Here is a 16,597-nt window from a genome sequence, read left to right as displayed (position 1 = left end):
GCGGCGGAGCTTTTTTATCAGAAGTACATATATAGCTGGCATTTTATCATGCCGTTATAGAGCTTTCTGCGCTTGCGGGCTTCTGCACCGAAGAACTTCTCGAACTCCTCGTGAGGGGAGATGATATAGCTCTGTCTGCCGCCGCCCTTTCCGAGAACTCTGCCCATTTTGCGGTAGATGTCCTCAGCCTCTCTCAGCTCGAGAAGTCTCTCGCCGTAGGGAGGGTTGCAGATAACAATGGAGTTTTCGGGCTGAACGAACTTTGTTATATCAGCCTGCTCGATCTTCAGCCTTGATTTTATGCCTGCTTTGTGGGCGTTGTCGAGGGTGAGAGCAACTGCTGCATCGTCGATATCTGCGCCGATACCGTGGAACTCTGCGCTCCTGTCAACGCTGTCTATAGCGCGTTTGCGCTCCTCCTGCCATATCTTTGAGTCAAAGCAGCTCCATTTCTCGGCTGCAAATCTTCTGTTGATACCCGGAGCTATTTTCAGTGCCTTCAGCGCCGCCTCGATAAGGAGGGTACCGCTTCCGCAGAACGGGTCGCAGACTATCGAGTCCGAGCGCACCCTTGCAAGGTCGATTATGCCTGCTGCGAGGGTCTCCTTAATGGGAGCCGCGTTGGAATTGCGTCTGTAGCCGCGCTTGTGGAGCCCCACACCGCTGGTGTCGAGGTAGATGGAAACAACGTCCTTGAGGATGCTGAACTTTATCTGTACCGTGGGACCTGTCTCGTCGAACCACTCTATGCCGTACTTGGATTTGAGTCTTTCCACGGCTGCCTTTTTGATGATGGACTGGCAGTCGGGAACGCTGTGGAGGGCTGAATTAAGCGAATAGCCCTTGACGGGGAATGCGTCCTCGGGACCGATATAGCGCTCCAGCTCTGTTGCCTTTACGCCCTGAAAGAGCTCCTCAAAGGTGGTCGCCCTGAACTCTATGAGCTCGATGAGGACTCTCTCTGCGGTGGACAGACAAAGATTTGCACGGGCGAGGATATTCTCGTCGCCCGTGAAGCTTATCTTACCGTCGCTGACCTTTAGGTCAGTTCCGCCTATTTTTTGTATCTCGTATTTGAGTACGCTCTCCAGCCCGAAATGGCACGGACAGCAAAGTCTTATCTTGTTGTTCAAAATATCACCTGTTATCAGTATTCGAGTACACCTGCATCGCCGCCTGCACTGCCGCCGCCTGTGTCACCGCCGCCGCCGACATCGCCGCCGCCTGTGTATCCGCCGGTATCACCGCCGCCGCCGCTAACGTCGCCGCCGCCTGTGTATCCGCCGACGTCACCGCCGCCGCTTACATCGCCGCCGCCTGTGTATCCGCCTGTGTCACCGCCGCCTGTTGCAGTGCCGCCTGCTGCTGTGCCTGTGTCTGTACCTGTTGCTGTGCCTGCTGCTGCGCCTGTGTCGGTGCCTGTGCTTACATAGCCGTGTGCGCCGTCGCAGTAGGGAGGCGAGTAGGTATCTGTTATCTCGGACTTCCAGTAGCCCGTAACGCCCTTGCTGCAGTACTGGGAAGCTATTCTGCCCGTAGACTGACACATAGGCATTTCTATTACAGTCTTTACAGGCTCGAAGTCGCGTCCCGTATCGGGGTACATGGTGTTAGCGTACTCACCGATGATGTTCTGCCATACCAGAGCGGAGATACCTGAGGTTACCTGTATACCGTCGACCTTGTATTTGAATCCGATAGTAACGCCGCTGACGAAGTCGCGTGTAAGACCAACGAATGCCTCATCGAACCAGTCCTGTGTAGTACCTGTCTTACCGCAGACTACCTTATTGCTGAGCCTTGCGGCAGTACCTGTACCGTTTTCAACAACATTCTTCAGGAGACGGTTCATTACCCATGCGGTCTCGTCTGAGACAGCCTGTCTCGGGTTTCCGTTGTTCTCGTAGATTATCTGCTGTGAGCTGTCCTCGATACGGGTTATGAGGTGGGCTTCGTTGTAGATGCCCTGATTACCGTAGGGGAGGTAAGCATTTACAAGGTTTTCAAGAGGAACACCTATTTCAAGAGCTCCGAGGCTGAGAGGCGACGGACCTGATTTATCGACTACTGTAAGCTGTAATCCCAGCTTCTCCTTGGAGAATTTGTATACTTCATCGACGGTGTATTTTTCTACCAGCTGAGCTGAGCAGGTATTGAAGGACTGCTGGAGAGCGTAGTAAGTCTTGACGTTTCCGCCGCTTCCTGCCTGTCTTCCGTAGTTGAGAGGCCATGGCTGACCGTCATCACCTGTTCTGGTAGGTGCGTCCTTTATATCAGAGCCCCATGAAATGTCGCCTGTTTCGATACCGTAGGCATATCCTGCCACGGGCTTGATGGTAGAACCTACCTGACGGGGTTCCTTTACTGCGAAGTTTGTTACAAATGAGCCTTCCTTGGGACCTACGTTACCTACTGCACAGAGCACCTCGCCGTCGTAGTTGAGAGCTACGAAGCCGACATGAGGGAAATAGGTCTCGGGCTTGCCGTCGGGGTGTCCCAGAGGCTCGATATCTGCGGTAAATCCATTTATCTCACGGGCATATGAGGGATAGAAGTTATAGAGGTCGGAAAGCTTGTCCTCGACGTACTGCTGCATATTGTCGTCGTATGAGGTGTATATCTTGTATCCGCCGTTGTCTATCTTTCTTCTTGCTGTTTCCTCATCGGGGATGTCGTACTTCTCCATGAAGATGTCCTGAGCTTCATAGTAAGCGGCATCGAGTATCCAGCTGTATATCTTCTGCTGTGCCTCCATGTCCTCAGCCGCTGTCTCGGGGTGGTTCTTCTTGTACTCCTCGGAGTCGGTGAAAACAAGGGGGGTAACGATATACTGCTGATATTCGTCAAATGAGATAGCGCCGTTTTCATAGAGCTTGTAGAGAACGTACTCCTGACGGGGCTTGTTGTTGGCACGGCCGTCAACTACAAGGGGCTGGTTCAGGTCGTCGTCCTTGTGGTAGTAAACAAAGGGACCGTAGTCCTCGGGGCTCTTGGGGATAGCTGCCAGAACAGCCGCCTCGGGGATGGTGAGCTCCTCGGAGTTCTTTCCGAAGTAACGGATGGAAGCCAGCTGTATGCCGTTTGTGGAGCCGCCGAAGCTGATGTAATTGAGGTACTCCTCAAGTATCTCGTCCTTGGAGTAGGACTTTTCCAGCTGCATGGCGGAGAATATCTCTCGTATCTTACGCTGAGGGGAGTGCTTGTTGTCTCCCGTCAGGTTCTTGATGAGCTGCTGTGTGATAGTCGAACCGCCCTGTTCCGTATCATAGAAGTGGAGGAACATATTGAGGAAGGCGGAGAATGTACGCTTGTAGTCAACACCGTCATGGACGTAGAAACGCTCGTCCTCGGTGTAAACGAAAGCATTGCGGACGTGCTGGGGTATCTTGTCGATAGTGACAGGGATACGCTGGAAGTCGTTCTTGTTCTGGTGGAGGAGAACGAGTTCCTTCTCGCCGTTTGCGTTGGTCTTGTTGCCGTAGAAGTAGGTATCGCTTCCCGATTCAAGCTGCTGAAGTGTTATGCTGGTGGAGTCGTCCATGAAGTTGAGGACGTAGACCGTCAGCGCGGTACTTACTATGGTTCCCGTGATGATGATGACCAGCAGCAGTGACAGCAGGGTGGTGGCTATGACCGTCATCAGCTTCTTGAAGATGATGAAGCCCTTGCTGTGTTTCTTCTTCTTTTTCTTATGCGCAGGATCGCTGCGCACCTCCTTTTCGGCGGAGGGAGTTAATTCTTTATCCTTCATTTTGTCAGAATGACCGCCATACGCGGCGGCAGCTCCTTTCAAAGATTTATATATATTTTCTTCTTGTATATATAAATATACATTATACATTATAGCACGTTTGACGCAAAATGTTAAGTCCTTTCCGAAAAAATCGGCAATTTGTATAATATAGAAAATTCGGGAGATATTATTTACAGATATTTCGGCAAAGGAGTGGTATTATGACGCGCAGGAGCGCAAAAAGAGTGTATTTTACCATAGTGGCGGCACTGACCGCATCGGGCTTTCTGACCGTGTGTACGCTGGGACAGGTGGTCCGCAGGCACAGGACGGAGGCAAGACTTGCGGCGGCAGCCATTGAGGAGGGTGAGCCCCGTTTTCTTGTCCGCGAGAGCGGAGGGCGCATCGCCGTTTTCAGGGACGGCGGCGAAAAGCCATATCTGCTCCTTGATATGCTGCCCTCACTGCTTTCGGAGCAGGACAGAGAGCTGCTTACCGAGGGACTTTACTTCTCCTCGGAGCAGGAGCTCAGGCAGTTCATCGAGGACATCTCCTCATGAGGACTTCTGCGGCTTGCGGTGCTTTTTCTTTTTTCGCACCGAGAAGCCGAAGTCGCCAAGCTTTCTGCCGAGAGCGAAGTATTCACCGTGGGCGAATGCCATGAGTCCGCTCTGCTGGAGGTTCAGCTTTCCCTTGCTGTCGAGGTACTTTTCGTCGGCGTCTATGCCCACTATCTCCGCAAGGAACATGGTGTGGGAGCCCAGCAGCTTTGACTCCGTGACCCTGCATTCAAGGCTGACGGGGCACTCCTCGATAAGGGGAGCCGATACCATTTTTGCAGGAACGGTGTGCAGTCCGCATACCTCTATCTTGTTGACGTCCCTGCCGCTTTTTACTCCGCAGAAATCGGTGATACGGCACATTGACGAGGTGGTCAGGTTTATGACGAATTCCCCCGACTCCTTTATGATGTCGTGGGAGTATCTCTCGGGACGGACGGATATATATGTCATGGGCGGACGGGTGCATACTATGCCCGTCCAGCCTATGGTGAGGACGTTGGGAGAGTCCATAGTGCCGCAGGTCACAAGAGCCGGAGGCACGGGAGCGAGAAGGGTGCTGCCCTTCCAGAATTGTTTAGCCATTTTTTCTCCTTTTGTAGTCGTGTTTCGGGGCACTGTCAGACCTTGCACCCGAGGTGAAGCGTTTGTCCTTCAGCACATCCCTGTGGTCGGCAAAGCTGTACTTGCCCTTGACCTTTGTTATCTCGCCGTACTCGATGGCGTCGGTGGGACAGTTGCCGATACAAGCCATGCAGTGGGTGCAGCTGGTGCCCCAGAGGGGCTTTTTGTCCGTGATGGAGATATTGTTCAGGGGACAGACCTTCTCACACTTGCCGCAGCCCACGCACTTCTCATTGGCGAAGAAGTCCTTGGTTGGCATTTTGTACTTCGCCCACACGGGGTTGAATGGCAGGGTGATGACCTTTTCAAAGAGGAATACATATCTCGCCTTCAGTCGTCCGCCGTTTCTTATGGTGGCGGCTATATCGTCAAGCTTGCTGTATGAGCTGAGTATGCGCCTGCGTATCTCCTCGCTGCTCTGTACCGGGTAGTGACCGATGTAGTAATTCCTCGGCATCACCAGCTCGGAATAGCCCATGAACTCCATTTTCTTTCTGCGGAAAAGCTTTTTTGCAAGGTATCCCGTGATACCGCTGTAGCCTGCGCTGTTTGAGATGAAGTAGACCCTGCGGCTGCCTGTGAGCTGTGCCTTTTTCAGATACTTGCTGAGAAAGCGCGGCATCTCGCAGATATATACGGGAGCGCAGACCACAAAGGGCTTTTCGGAGCGTATTTCCGAGTAGTCGCCCTTTTTTATCCTGCTGAGCAGGTCAACGCACTCGTCGTCCAGCTTCTTTGCCAGCTCTGTGGCGAGAAAGCGTGTATTGCCTGTGGCTGAAAAGTAAAGGATCATATTTTTTCCCCCTGATACAGAAAAGACATCTTTCATATCCGTATGATGACATACACTATCATTATACCATCAGACCGCTTTTTTTGCAATCCTTTTTGAAAATTTGCTCAGCCGACGGTCTGCGACATTTTTTGCGGCTCGTTGGTGGTATCATAAGGCATGAAAAGGCTGCGCGGTGCAGCAAAAAGGAGGAAAGGACATGAATATTGACATAAAAAACGACAACGGAGCGGCAGTTGCGAGGCTCAGCGGTGAAATTGACCACCATAACGCCAAGGAGCTCCGCGCGGAGCTGGACCGCTTTATCGTAACGGCTCAGCCCAGAGAGCTTGCCATAGATTTCGGCGGCATCACCTTTATGGACAGCTCGGGCATAGGGCTCATAATGGGCAGGAGCAAGCTCATGAAGGAGTGCGGTGGAAGGCTGGAGGTACGCAATCCACAGCCATATATACGCCGTGTGCTGAAGCTTGCAGGCTTGGAGCGTATCGTCAGAATAAGATAAAAGGAGAATGACTATGGAAATACTCAACGAAATAAAATTCATCATGCCGTCCCTGTCGGTGAATGAGGGCGCGGCAAGAGCGGTGGTGTCCTCATTCCTGATTCAGGCGGACCCCACCGTGGAGGAGCTGTCCGACATACGCACGGCGGTATCGGAGGCTGTGACAAATGCGGTAGTCCACGGATACAGGCACCAAAAGGGAAACATCGAGCTTACGGTAAGGCTCCTCCCCGACAGGGTCATATACATAAAGGTCAGGGACAAGGGCTGCGGCATTGCAGATGTGGAGCAGGCTATGGAGCCTCTTTTCACCACCGCTCCCGAGGAGGAGAGGTCGGGGCTGGGCTTCTCGGTCATGCAGTCCTTTATGGACAGGCTGACCGTCAGGAGCGCTCCCGACAAGGGCACTACTGTCACCATGAGAAAGAGGCTGTCTGCCAATGGAGACTGAAGTCAGGAAGCCCCTTGCAGAGGAAAATCTGGGACTTGTCCACCTCTGCGCCAACCGTTTCCGCGGACGGGGCATCGAGTACGATGACCTTTACTCCGCAGGCTGCATAGGGCTGCTGAAGGCGGTAAAGGCTTTCGACAGCAGCAGGGGAGTTAAGTTCTCCACCTATGCCGTACCCGTCATACTGGGGGAGATAAAGCGGCTTTTCCGTGACGGCGGCGCGGTCCGCGTCAGCAGGAGCCTCAAGGAGCTGTCCATGCGCCTGAGCCGTATCTGTGAGGACTTCCGACAGCGTGAGATGAGGGAGCCCACTGTGGCGGAGCTGTCACAGCTTTCGGGAGAGACCGAGTCTGCCGTGGCGGAGGCGCTTTGCGTAAGTCAGCCCACTGTGTCCCTTACCGCAGGGGACGATGACGAGGGTCAGACCGATATCCCTACGGAGTCTCCCGACGAGAGCATAACCGACCTGCTGGCACTTAGACAGATAATGGCACGGCTGCCCCATGAGGACCGCGCCCTGCTGGAGCTCAGGTACTTCCGCGGACTCACCCAGACAAAGACCGCTAAGGCGCTGGGAATGACTCAGGTGCAGGTGTCAAGGCGCGAAAAAAAGCTCCTCACTCAGATGAGGGAGGAGCTTCTAAGCTGATATTTACTGTGCCATCGATAAGAACTGCTCGATGGTGAGTTCGTTATTATTTTTATTTGATGAGATAAATGCGTAGTAGGAGAGCACCTTGGAGGCGTCAACTGCGTCAACGGTACCGTTCTTGTCGATGTCGCCTGCCCGTCTCTGAGCGAAATCCATCTCCGGTTCCTTGTTTGTTGAGGTGCGTGAGTATTCCGCAAGGATATGGGAAGCGTCAACTGCGTCTATCTTGGAGTCTCTTGTGACATCGCCTGTTTCCTTTATGTAGGAGCCTGTGAGAAGAACTATCCGGAGAGCTCTGTTATCTGCCCATTTGTATGCGGTGGAGTCCATGTATGCCATGATAACGCCCTTGTATGTGTTCAGCGGAACTTTGGGATCATAGCTGTTGCAGACGGTGCATTCCGTTTTTTCGTTCATTATACGGGCTTCACCATTGTAAACGGAGACCTCTTTAAGTGCGGGGCACTCCGCGAATGCGCCCTCGCATATGGTGTTGACCCATTCGGGACACACGATGTTCTCTATGTAGGCATTGCCTGTGAAGGCATTGGGCTCGATCGCCTGTATACCATTGGGGATGGAGAAGAATGTGTTCTTTTTGCCCGAGGGATATACCGCAAGGTCACCCATATCCGTACGGTAGATCACGCCGTCCACGATCTTGTATGTTTTATAGATATTTGAGCTGTCCATGCCTGTGAATGCCTCAAGAGAGGTACAGCCTGCAAAGGCTCTCGGACCGATACGTCCCGGATCTCCTGTGAACTTCACTGTTTTCAGGTCAGTGCAGTTTTCAAACGCGCTGTTCTTTACATCGCGGATATTCTTTCCGATAGTTACCGAGACTAAGTTTTCGCTGCCCTTGAAGGCGTTCTGTTCAATTTCGGTAACAGGGACATCGCCTATGGAGTCGGCAATGGTGAGACTGAGATCTTTCTGATTGGTTGATGCGCCGATAGCGGTGTAATGGTCAAGGAAATATGAATAGATAACATTGTCCTTTTCTGTGTCCAGAGCGTCCAGCTGAGTCTTTCTGCCGTGGGCGATGAGCTCCATGTGGTCGTACTTTTCTTTTTCCTGAATGTATTTGGTCTCGGAAACTTCCTTGCCGTCGATCATGTATACGATATTTGTTTCGCCCATTTCTTTAAGCTCGGAATTGTCATTGAAGGATATCTCTCTGGTGAAAACTCCCTTTTCAAGCTTGAAATATGTGAGGCTCACTTCGCCCATGTGCCTGTCATAGTTAACGAGGTAATGAGCGTTGGGATCGGCAAAGGCGTTGCCGTAGGTGCCGAGAACAACGGGCTGTGACAGCTTGTTGTTATAGAACGAGTAGACTACACAGCGTCCGCTGCGTCCCCCATTCTGTGAGACAAAAAGCTCGGGCACTCTGTCGTGGTCGATGTCGTACAGCTCGAAGCGTGAGCCGGAAGTAATGTCCTTGTCGGTGAAGTCGAACTCCTCCGAGCCGAAAAAGTCCGAGAGCACCACATGGTATGCCGCCTGCCACGAATCAAAACTGATATTGTCATAGTTTTTTGTCTCGATAGCCTGTGCTGTCAGTGGTAATGCTGCTGTGAGCAGCGCTGCTGCGGAAAACGCAGCTGTGATCTTTCTGATCTTCATGGAAAGTCCTCCTGAATAAATATTACTGCCATAAGGCAGCCCCTTAATGTAAATAATTATACATCATGCACACGGAATAATCAATGCTTTTTTAAAAATTTTTCAGGCACACTCAGTAAAAAATTCCCCATTTATTGCTGAAATCGACAAACGGCGTTGACAAGGTATGTGAAAAGATGTATAATAATGATGTTAATAAACTCGTAACAATGCCAATATTTAATAAGAGAGGGGTTTCTTGATATGGCAAAAAATCTATTCAAAAGAGCAGCTGCTGTTGTATCGGCTGCTGCCGTGCTACTTGTTCCGTCAGTGAACAAGCTGCCAAAGGAAAAAGCAGTCGCAGCTCCCGACGAGTATCATGACGACTGGCTCCATGTCAACGATAAGGCACAGATCGTTGATATGAACGGCAATGAGGTCTGGATGACAGGCGTCAACTGGTTCGGCTACAACGTAGGAAGCCAGATATTCGATGGCGCATGGTCGGCTAACGTTCACCACTGTCTCGACCTTATCGCAGACCACGGCTTCAATCTTCTCCGTGTTCCTATGTCAACGGAGATACTTCTCCAGTGGAAGGCAGGCAAGCCCGACCCGATCATCAAGCTCAATGAGTACGAAAATCCTGAGCTGACCGTTGAGGGCGTTGAGGGCGGTACTCCCATGTACAGCTTCGACATCTGGAATCAGGTAGTCAAGTGGTGCCGCGAGAACGGTATCAAGATCATGATGGACGTTCACTGCGCTACAACCAATGCCGCAGGTCATAACTACGCTCTGTGGTATGACACAAACTTCAGCGAGAAGGACTGGCTGGACGCTCTGGCTTGGTTCTCCGACTACTACAAGGACGATGACACCATCATCGCTATCGACCTGAAAAACGAGCCCCACGGCAAAAAGGACGACGGTATATTTGCGAAGTGGGACGGCTCAAAAGATGCGAATAACTGGCGTTATGCCGCTGAGAAGGGCGCTAAAGCCTGCCTCGACCAGAATCCCAACCTGCTCATCATGGTAGAGGGTATCGAGGTATATCCCAAGACCGAAAAGGGCTTTGACTGGAATTCACCCTCCACTGACTACGGTCATTATGGCGATCCCGAGTATCAGCCCTATTACGGCGCATGGTGGGGAGCTAATTTCCGCGGCGTAAGAGATTACCCCGTTGACCTTGGCGAGCATCAGAGTCAGCTGGTATACTCTCCTCACGACTACGGTCCCGAGGTATACAAGCAGACATGGTTCTATCTTGAAGATCCTTCCAAGACCTTCAGCAGAGAGACTCTCCTTGACGATTACTGGAGAGATACATGGGCATTCCTCGTTGAGGAGAACATCTCACCCCTGCTCATGGGCGAATGGGGCGGCTGGGTCGATGAGGAGCACGACAAGACCGGTGAAAATGTTCACTGGATGCAGGAGCTCCGCGACTATATGATCGACAAGCATATCCACCATACATTCTGGTGCTTCAATGAGAATTCATCTGATACAGGCGGACTTGTTTACGATAACTTCCAGAAGTGGGACGATGTCAAGTACGAGTTCATCAAGCCTGCTCTCTGGCAGACCACAGACGGCAAGTTCGTAAGCCTTGACCACACTATCCCGCTGGGACGCGCAGGCAACGGTATCTCGCTTTCCGAGTACTACGGCGGCGCTTCAACTCCCAGACCTACGACCTCTACAACTACAAGCACTGCCACATCGTCAACAACTACCACTTCTGTTACAACTACAACAACTGCCGATACAACAACTACCACCACTGCTACATCAGGTCCTACTATCCACCCCGGCTATGACTTCAAGGGCGTTGATTCCTACCCCGAAAAGACAGTTTATGAGCAGGGTGAGGAGCTCGACCTCAGCGGTCTTATGTTCGGCGGTACTCCACAGAGCGGTGCAGGCTCAGGAGGCGGAAGGTATACTGACGCCGATGTCAGCGACAGCATCGTGACCATTAAAGACAGCAGCGGCAAGGAATACACCAAGGATAAGTTCAAGACACTTCCCGCAGGCGAGTACACTGTAAATATCAAGGGCGGCGTTGGTAACTATTACAAATACACCTACTGCTACGGCGTGGATATCTCCTATAAGGTGACTATAAAGGGCGGCAGCAGCGAAGCAACAGTCTGGGGCGACACAAACTGCGACGGAACAGTTGAGCTTGCAGATGCTATCCTCGTAATGCAGTGCCTTGCAAATCCCAATAAGTACGGCGAGGGCGGAAGCTACGAAAAGGCTCTTACCGCACAGGGCAGAATAAATGCCGATGTTGATAAGTCCACAGTGGGACTTACTTCAAATGACGCTCTCAGGATACAGGAATTCCTTCTCAAGAAGAGAACTACTCTCGTTCCCGAGTAATGAGCGGAATATAATACGATAAAACAGTTCAGCCATATGCATTAGATCTCCTTTGATATCTGTGCATATGGCTGATTTTTTGCAGCAAAAACTCTTTACAAACCGCGGCGTTTCTGATATAATTATACTGAGTAAATATGTTTGAAAAGAGGTAAAGCTTTGGCTAACGACAAGATCAGAAATTTCTGTATTATAGCGCATATAGATCACGGCAAGTCCACCCTTGCCGACCGTATCCTCGAAAAGACCGAGACCGTCGCTATCCGCGATATGGAGGATCAGCTCCTTGACAATATGGACATCGAGCGTGAGCGCGGCATCACCATCAAAGCCCGTGCGGTCCGTCTGAAGTATACCGCTCAGGACGGCGAGGACTATATCTTCAACCTCATCGACACTCCCGGTCACGTTGACTTCAACTACGAGGTGTCACGTTCTCTTGCAGCCTGTGAGGGAGCTATCCTTGTGGTGGACGCTTCACAGGGTATCGAGGCGCAGACCCTTGCCAACACCTATCTTGCCATTGAGCATGACCTTGAGGTAGTGCCTGTGGTCAACAAGATAGACCTTCCCTCGGCTGACCCCGAGAGAGTCTGCAATGAGGTGGAGAACGTCATAGGCATACCTGCCATGGACGCTCCCCGTATATCTGCAAAAATGGGCACCAACATCGAGGCGGTGCTGGAAAAGATAGTAACGGATATCCCCGCTCCCAAGGGTGACCCGGAAAAGCCCCTGAAGGCGCTTATCTTCGACAGCTACTATGACTCCTACAAGGGCGTTATCATCTACGTCCGCATCAAGGAGGGCAGAGTCAAGGTGGGGGACAATATCCGCCTTATGGCTACGGGAGCTGTTTTCAACGTGGTCGAGGCAGGCTTCATGGACGCCACAAACCTTGTGAACAACGGCAGTCTCGAAGCAGGCGAGGTAGGCTATATCGCCGCTTCCATCAAGAGCATAGGCGATACTCAGGTTGGCGATACCGTCACCAATGACGAATTTCCCTGCGACGAGCCCCTCCCCGGTTACCGCAAGGTAAACCCAATGGTGTTCTCGGGTATCTATCCTGCTGACGGCGCCAAGTACGGCGACCTCCGCGACGCACTGGAAAAGCTCCAGCTCAATGACGCATCGCTTTCCTTCGAGCCCGAGACCTCTGTGGCACTGGGCTTCGGATTCCGCTGCGGCTTCCTCGGACTCCTCCACATGGAGATAATACAGGAGCGCCTTGAGAGAGAGTACAACCTTGACCTCATAACCACAGCCCCCTCCGTTATCTACAAGGTCACCATGACCAACGGCGAGGTGCAGTATATAGACAATCCCACCAACTATCCCGACCCTGCTCTTATTCAGGTGGCTGAGGAGCCCATGGTTAAGGCGAGCATTCTCGCTCCCTCGGACTACGTCGGCAATATCATGGAGCTGTGTCAGGACAGGCGAGGCGTGTTCAAGGACATGAAGTACCTTGACGATACCCGTGTGGAGCTCCACTATGAGCTTCCGCTGAATGAGATAGTATACGATTTCTTCGATGTGCTGAAGTCCCGTACCAAGGGCTATGCTTCCTTTGACTACGAGATGATGGGCTATGTTCCCAGCAAGCTGGTCAAGCTGGATATACTCCTCAACGGCGATGTGGTGGACGCTCTCAGCTTCATCATCCACGCTGACAAGGCTTACGGCAGAGCCCGTAAAATAGCCGAAAAGCTCAAGGAGAACATTCCCCGTCAGCTCTTTGAGGTGCCTATTCAGGCTGCCATCGGCGGCAAGATAATCGCCCGCGAGACCGTAAAGGCTGTGCGTAAGGACGTTCTTGCAAAGTGCTACGGCGGCGATATAACCAGAAAAAAGAAGCTGCTTGAAAAGCAGAAGGAAGGTAAAAAGCGTATGCGCCAGCTGGGTACTGTAGAGGTGCCGCAGGAGGCGTTCATGAGCGTTCTGAAGCTTGACAGCTGAGAACGGGAGGCTTATTATGATAAACTATATCATCCTCGGACTGCTCTGTGCGGTCCTGATACTGAGTATCATAACTGTTATGACCGAGTTTTTCATCGGAAAGAATACGGGCGCTGGACGATTTTTCCGCGCCATAAGGATAAGGCTCCGCGAAAAGTCGCGGACAAGCTTCTGCGTCACAGCCATAGTCCTGCTTATCTTCGGACTTGTAGCAGGGGACGACAATAAGCTGATGCTGCTTGCGGCTCTGGGGATAATGCTGGTGACTCTCATGGTCCTCCACCCCGAGGACTTCCTCAGCATTTTCCGCACAAGACGCAAGGCAAAGAAGAAAACTCTGCTGCCGCTGACACCCAAGCTTGCGGGAGAAGTACCTGCGGCAAAGCTTGCAAAGGTGCTGGAGCCCATTGAGACTGAGGTAATTGCAGAGGAAGGAAAGGAATAAATATGAGCAGTATATACAAGTGCCCCTGCTGCGGTGAAAAGACCTTCAATCCGCTTAGCAAGGCAATGGCAGGGACGATGAAGTCAAAGGGAAAGAAATGCACGAAGTGCGGCAAGCGCTGCGTCAACGGAAAGGGCGCAACTGCTTTCGCGGCACTGTACTTCACCATATCCTTTATCTGCATCGTCATCGTCTTTATCCACGGACAGGACAGTGAATGGTGGTACACCCACGAGGTGCCTATCGTACTGGGACTGATACTGAATATGCTCATCGTGCCGAGGATAGTCAACGGCTTCTTCTTCAAGATGATGGAGACCGTCCGCATTGACGCCTACGATAAAGAGAAATGACGCTGGGACTTTATATCCATGTGCCCTTCTGCGGAAAGAAGTGCGCCTATTGTGATTTTTACTCAGTGGGATGGACAAGGCAGAGGGCAGAGGACTACACAGAGGCGGTGCTGAGAAATATCCGCCATTACAGCGACAAGGCTCAGACCGTGGATACGGTCTATTTCGGGGGAGGAACTCCCTCTCTGCTGACATCGGCTCAGCTTCAAAGCATAATAAAGGAAATAAACGGCAGCTTCGCACTTGACGGGGCTGCCGAAATAACTATTGAGGCAAATCCCTGCACTCTTACGCCGCAGAAGCTGTCGGAGCTCCGCAGTATCGGCGTGAACAGGCTGTCTGTGGGAGTCCAGTCCATGAGAGACGAGGAGCTCCGTGTGCTGGGGAGAGTCCATACTGCCGAAAGAGCGGAGCAGGCTGTGCTGGACGCAGCCGCCGCAGGCTTCGGGAATATCTCCTGCGACCTGATGATAGCCCTGCCCGACCAGACCGCGGAGAGCCTGCGCTATTCCATCGAGCGCATGACCACGCTTCCCGTGCAGCATATCTCAGCCTATATCCTCAAGACCGAGGAGGGGACGCCCTTTGACTGCGAGGAGATAAGGGGACGTCTCCCCGATGAGGAGACTGCTGCGGAGCTGTACCTCGAAATGGTAAGACTTCTGGAGGAGAGGGGCTTTGCACAGTATGAGGTATCCAACTTCGCCAAGAAGGGCTTTGAGAGCCGTCACAACTGCCGCTACTGGAAGTGTATGGACTACCTCGGCATAGGTCCTGCCGCCCACTCCTGCTATAAGGGGAAGCGCTTTGCCGTAGAGCGTGATATTGACGGCTTTATAGCTGCTCCGTTCCAGCAGGTGACTGTTACCGATGAAGCTCCCTGCGGCTTTGAGGAGTTCGCCATGCTGCGGCTGAGACTGAGGGAGGGGCTTTCCCTTTGCGATGTCGGGGAGCACAGGGCAGAGATAATGAAGAAGCTGCCGCCCCTTGTGAAGGAGGGCTATGCACAGACCGACGGCGAGAGGGTATGGCTGACGGCAAAGGGCTTTCTCATGTCAAATTCGGTGATAGAATATCTTATTTTCTGAGAAATGCAACACTCCGCTGAAACTTTCCGTATGTTATAGTGAAAGGGAAACGTTTCCGATATATACGAAAGGAGTGTTACTATGAAAAAGATGAATGGTTTTATTGCAGCGGCTGTTTGTACGGGACTTCTTGCTGGCTTAGGTGCCATGACATTCAGTGCAAGGGCAGCAGAGAATGAGACCGCGGATATTCCCGAAGCAATCGAGGAATACACGGGAACACTGCCCGTTGCATCCGAGTCTGTCGTAACTACGGTCACAGCTTCAGATGAGAACAGCGAGCTTGAGGAACTGAGGAGCAAAGGTCAGAGAGCAGCAGGTGAGTACATCCGTCAGGAGAAGATACTTCTCGGTGAACTTGCTCCCGATGCGCCACGTATCACACTTGATGAGGCGGAAGATATAATCAGCGGCGGCGGTACTGTTTACGAGATAATGGAACGCTTTAACAGCATACACGGATATCCCGATTTTTTAGGCGGAAGCGGCATTACCCGTGCGGAGTACTGGCTCGGTGAGGACGACAGCAGTATGCTGCTGATGTATATTGAGGAACCGAAGATATGGTTCATTGATGAAAGCGGTGAACTGACAGCATACCGGCTCGATTCTGACAGAGGTATAGCAGGTGACGCCAACGGTGACGGCTTTTTCAATATCTCCGACGTAGAGCAAGATATCCAAATAGTGTTAATCAATCCGAATTAAGCACAACATCTTTTGAAGGAATAAATGATTATGATAAATTAAAAAATTCATATCATAACGCACTAAATTGGTATAATGTAAAAAACATACTATGAATAACAGTATTAGGAGGTTTTGATGAATATAATTAAAAAGATTATTATTGCAGCATTATTACTAAATATTGTTAGTTTAATATTATTATTTTTCTTGGAAAAGGCATATATTGTTAAAGGAATTTATTTAGCATATCCGATTTGCGGTATTCTTTTCTCCATTGCATTTCTAATTATACTGAGCATAATAAAAAAAATGAGTTCAAACAATAAATTTTTGATGTGTTTTTTTATAATAGGTATATTATTTATCTCTCTACTGTTTTCTTTTACACTCTTTGAAATCAGAAAACAATTAATCAATAATGAGAAATATTATAAAATAAGTGTAGATGGACTAGCGGATGGAGATTCTTTATTTGTTTATGAATATAATGCAATGATGGAGAATCGAGGTTGTTTATGTATTAAAATTAACGATTACATATACAAAAAAATTCCAGATACAATTTATCAAATTGATTCAGGATATTCACTTTCGAAACCTGATAGCCTTATAATAATTTATAATTCGGAAACCAAATTACTTAATATGAAATACAAAACGAACGAGAATAGTGACTACATTGAAAAAATAATAACAATTGATAATTGAGCTTACATATAGCATTATAATATTT

At 50.8% G+C, this 16,597-nt stretch carries 16 protein-coding genes; 11 read left to right on the top strand and 5 right to left on the bottom strand.

The features are described 5' to 3' along the window. Positions 1–17: 17 nt before the first annotated feature. A complete protein-coding gene (locus DSZ37_RS09985) occupies positions 18–1,133 on the bottom strand; it encodes a THUMP domain-containing class I SAM-dependent RNA methyltransferase (protein ID WP_181380296.1) in 1,116 nt (371 codons plus the stop codon). Positions 1,134–1,147: 14 nt separating this feature from the next. Continuing rightward, positions 1,148–3,751, bottom strand: a complete 2,604-nt coding sequence (locus DSZ37_RS09980) for a transglycosylase domain-containing protein (RefSeq protein ID WP_181380295.1) — start codon at positions 3,749–3,751, stop codon at positions 1,148–1,150. A gap of 203 nt (positions 3,752–3,954) precedes the next feature. Here DSZ37_RS09980 and DSZ37_RS09975 point away from each other — a divergent pair, with 203 nt between their 5' ends. After that, entirely contained in the window at positions 3,955–4,293 is a 339-nt protein-coding gene (locus DSZ37_RS09975; RefSeq protein ID WP_109726762.1) for a hypothetical protein, read from the top strand. On the opposite strand, the gene DSZ37_RS09970 is transcribed toward DSZ37_RS09975, so the two are convergent. Beyond that, positions 4,288–4,878: a flavin reductase family protein gene (locus DSZ37_RS09970; RefSeq protein ID WP_109726761.1), complete on the bottom strand. Its 591-nt coding sequence runs from the start codon at positions 4,876–4,878 to the stop codon at positions 4,288–4,290. The genes DSZ37_RS09975 and DSZ37_RS09970 overlap by 6 nt on opposite strands. After that, positions 4,871–5,710 carry an EFR1 family ferrodoxin gene (locus tag DSZ37_RS09965; RefSeq protein WP_109726760.1) on the bottom strand — a complete coding sequence of 280 codons (840 nt, stop codon included), beginning with the start codon at positions 5,708–5,710 and terminating at the stop codon, positions 4,871–4,873. The genes DSZ37_RS09970 and DSZ37_RS09965 overlap by 8 nt, the downstream gene beginning before the upstream one ends. A gap of 199 nt (positions 5,711–5,909) precedes the next feature. Here DSZ37_RS09965 and DSZ37_RS09960 point away from each other — a divergent pair, with 199 nt between their 5' ends. The 3 genes from DSZ37_RS09960 to DSZ37_RS09950 are packed head-to-tail and all read left to right on the top strand — an operon-like array spanning position 5,910 to position 7,315. Then, positions 5,910–6,215, top strand: coding sequence for an STAS domain-containing protein (locus DSZ37_RS09960; RefSeq protein WP_109726759.1), 306 nt, complete (start codon positions 5,910–5,912; stop codon positions 6,213–6,215). A 13-nt stretch (positions 6,216–6,228) separates the two neighbouring features. Then, the gene (spoIIAB, locus tag DSZ37_RS09955; RefSeq protein WP_109726758.1) at positions 6,229–6,666 is read left to right on the top strand and encodes an anti-sigma F factor; all 438 of its coding nucleotides are present in this window, start codon (positions 6,229–6,231) and stop codon (positions 6,664–6,666) included. Continuing rightward, positions 6,656–7,315: a sigma-70 family RNA polymerase sigma factor gene (locus tag DSZ37_RS09950; RefSeq protein WP_109726757.1), complete on the top strand. Its 660-nt coding sequence runs from the start codon at positions 6,656–6,658 to the stop codon at positions 7,313–7,315. The genes spoIIAB and DSZ37_RS09950 overlap by 11 nt, the downstream gene beginning before the upstream one ends. 3 nt (positions 7,316–7,318) lie before the next feature. On the opposite strand, the gene DSZ37_RS09945 is transcribed toward DSZ37_RS09950, so the two are convergent. Then, entirely contained in the window at positions 7,319–8,947 is a 1,629-nt protein-coding gene (locus tag DSZ37_RS09945) for a leucine-rich repeat protein (protein ID WP_109726756.1), read from the bottom strand. Positions 8,948–9,190: 243 nt separating this feature from the next. Here DSZ37_RS09945 and DSZ37_RS09940 point away from each other — a divergent pair, with 243 nt between their 5' ends. The 7 genes from DSZ37_RS09940 to DSZ37_RS09910 all read left to right on the top strand — a co-directional run bounded on the left by DSZ37_RS09940 (position 9,191) and on the right by DSZ37_RS09910 (position 16,572). Then, complete coding sequence (locus DSZ37_RS09940) at positions 9,191–11,326, top strand: cellulase family glycosylhydrolase (protein WP_109726755.1); 2,136 nt, start codon at positions 9,191–9,193, stop codon at positions 11,324–11,326. Positions 11,327–11,485: 159 nt separating this feature from the next. After that, complete coding sequence (lepA, locus tag DSZ37_RS09935; protein WP_109726754.1) at positions 11,486–13,288, top strand: translation elongation factor 4; 1,803 nt, start codon at positions 11,486–11,488, stop codon at positions 13,286–13,288. A gap of 16 nt (positions 13,289–13,304) precedes the next feature. Continuing rightward, on the top strand, positions 13,305–13,733 hold the full coding sequence (locus tag DSZ37_RS09930) for a hypothetical protein (protein WP_109726753.1): 429 nt from the start codon (positions 13,305–13,307) through the stop codon (positions 13,731–13,733). A 2-nt stretch (positions 13,734–13,735) separates the two neighbouring features. After that, complete coding sequence (locus DSZ37_RS09925) at positions 13,736–14,086, top strand: hypothetical protein (RefSeq protein WP_109726752.1); 351 nt, start codon at positions 13,736–13,738, stop codon at positions 14,084–14,086. Beyond that, on the top strand, positions 14,083–15,174 hold the full coding sequence (gene hemW / locus DSZ37_RS09920; protein ID WP_109726751.1) for a radical SAM family heme chaperone HemW: 1,092 nt from the start codon (positions 14,083–14,085) through the stop codon (positions 15,172–15,174). Before DSZ37_RS09925 ends, hemW begins: the two co-directional genes overlap by 4 nt. Positions 15,175–15,255: 81 nt before the next feature. Continuing rightward, positions 15,256–15,882 (top strand): hypothetical protein, encoded by a 627-nt coding sequence (locus tag DSZ37_RS09915; protein WP_109726750.1) that lies wholly within the window; start codon positions 15,256–15,258, stop codon positions 15,880–15,882. Between the two features lie 117 nt (positions 15,883–15,999). Further along, positions 16,000–16,572, top strand: a complete 573-nt coding sequence (locus DSZ37_RS09910; protein ID WP_109726749.1) for a hypothetical protein — start codon at positions 16,000–16,002, stop codon at positions 16,570–16,572. Positions 16,573–16,597 lie beyond the last annotated feature (25 nt).

Origin of the sequence: Ruminococcus flavefaciens (genome assembly GCF_900116855.1) — a bacterium.
Classification (GTDB): Bacteria; Bacillota; Clostridia; order Oscillospirales; family Ruminococcaceae; genus Ruminococcus; species Ruminococcus flavefaciens_R.
Note: the sequence above shows the minus strand (reverse complement) of the source record. Positions and strands in the feature narration are given on the sequence as shown.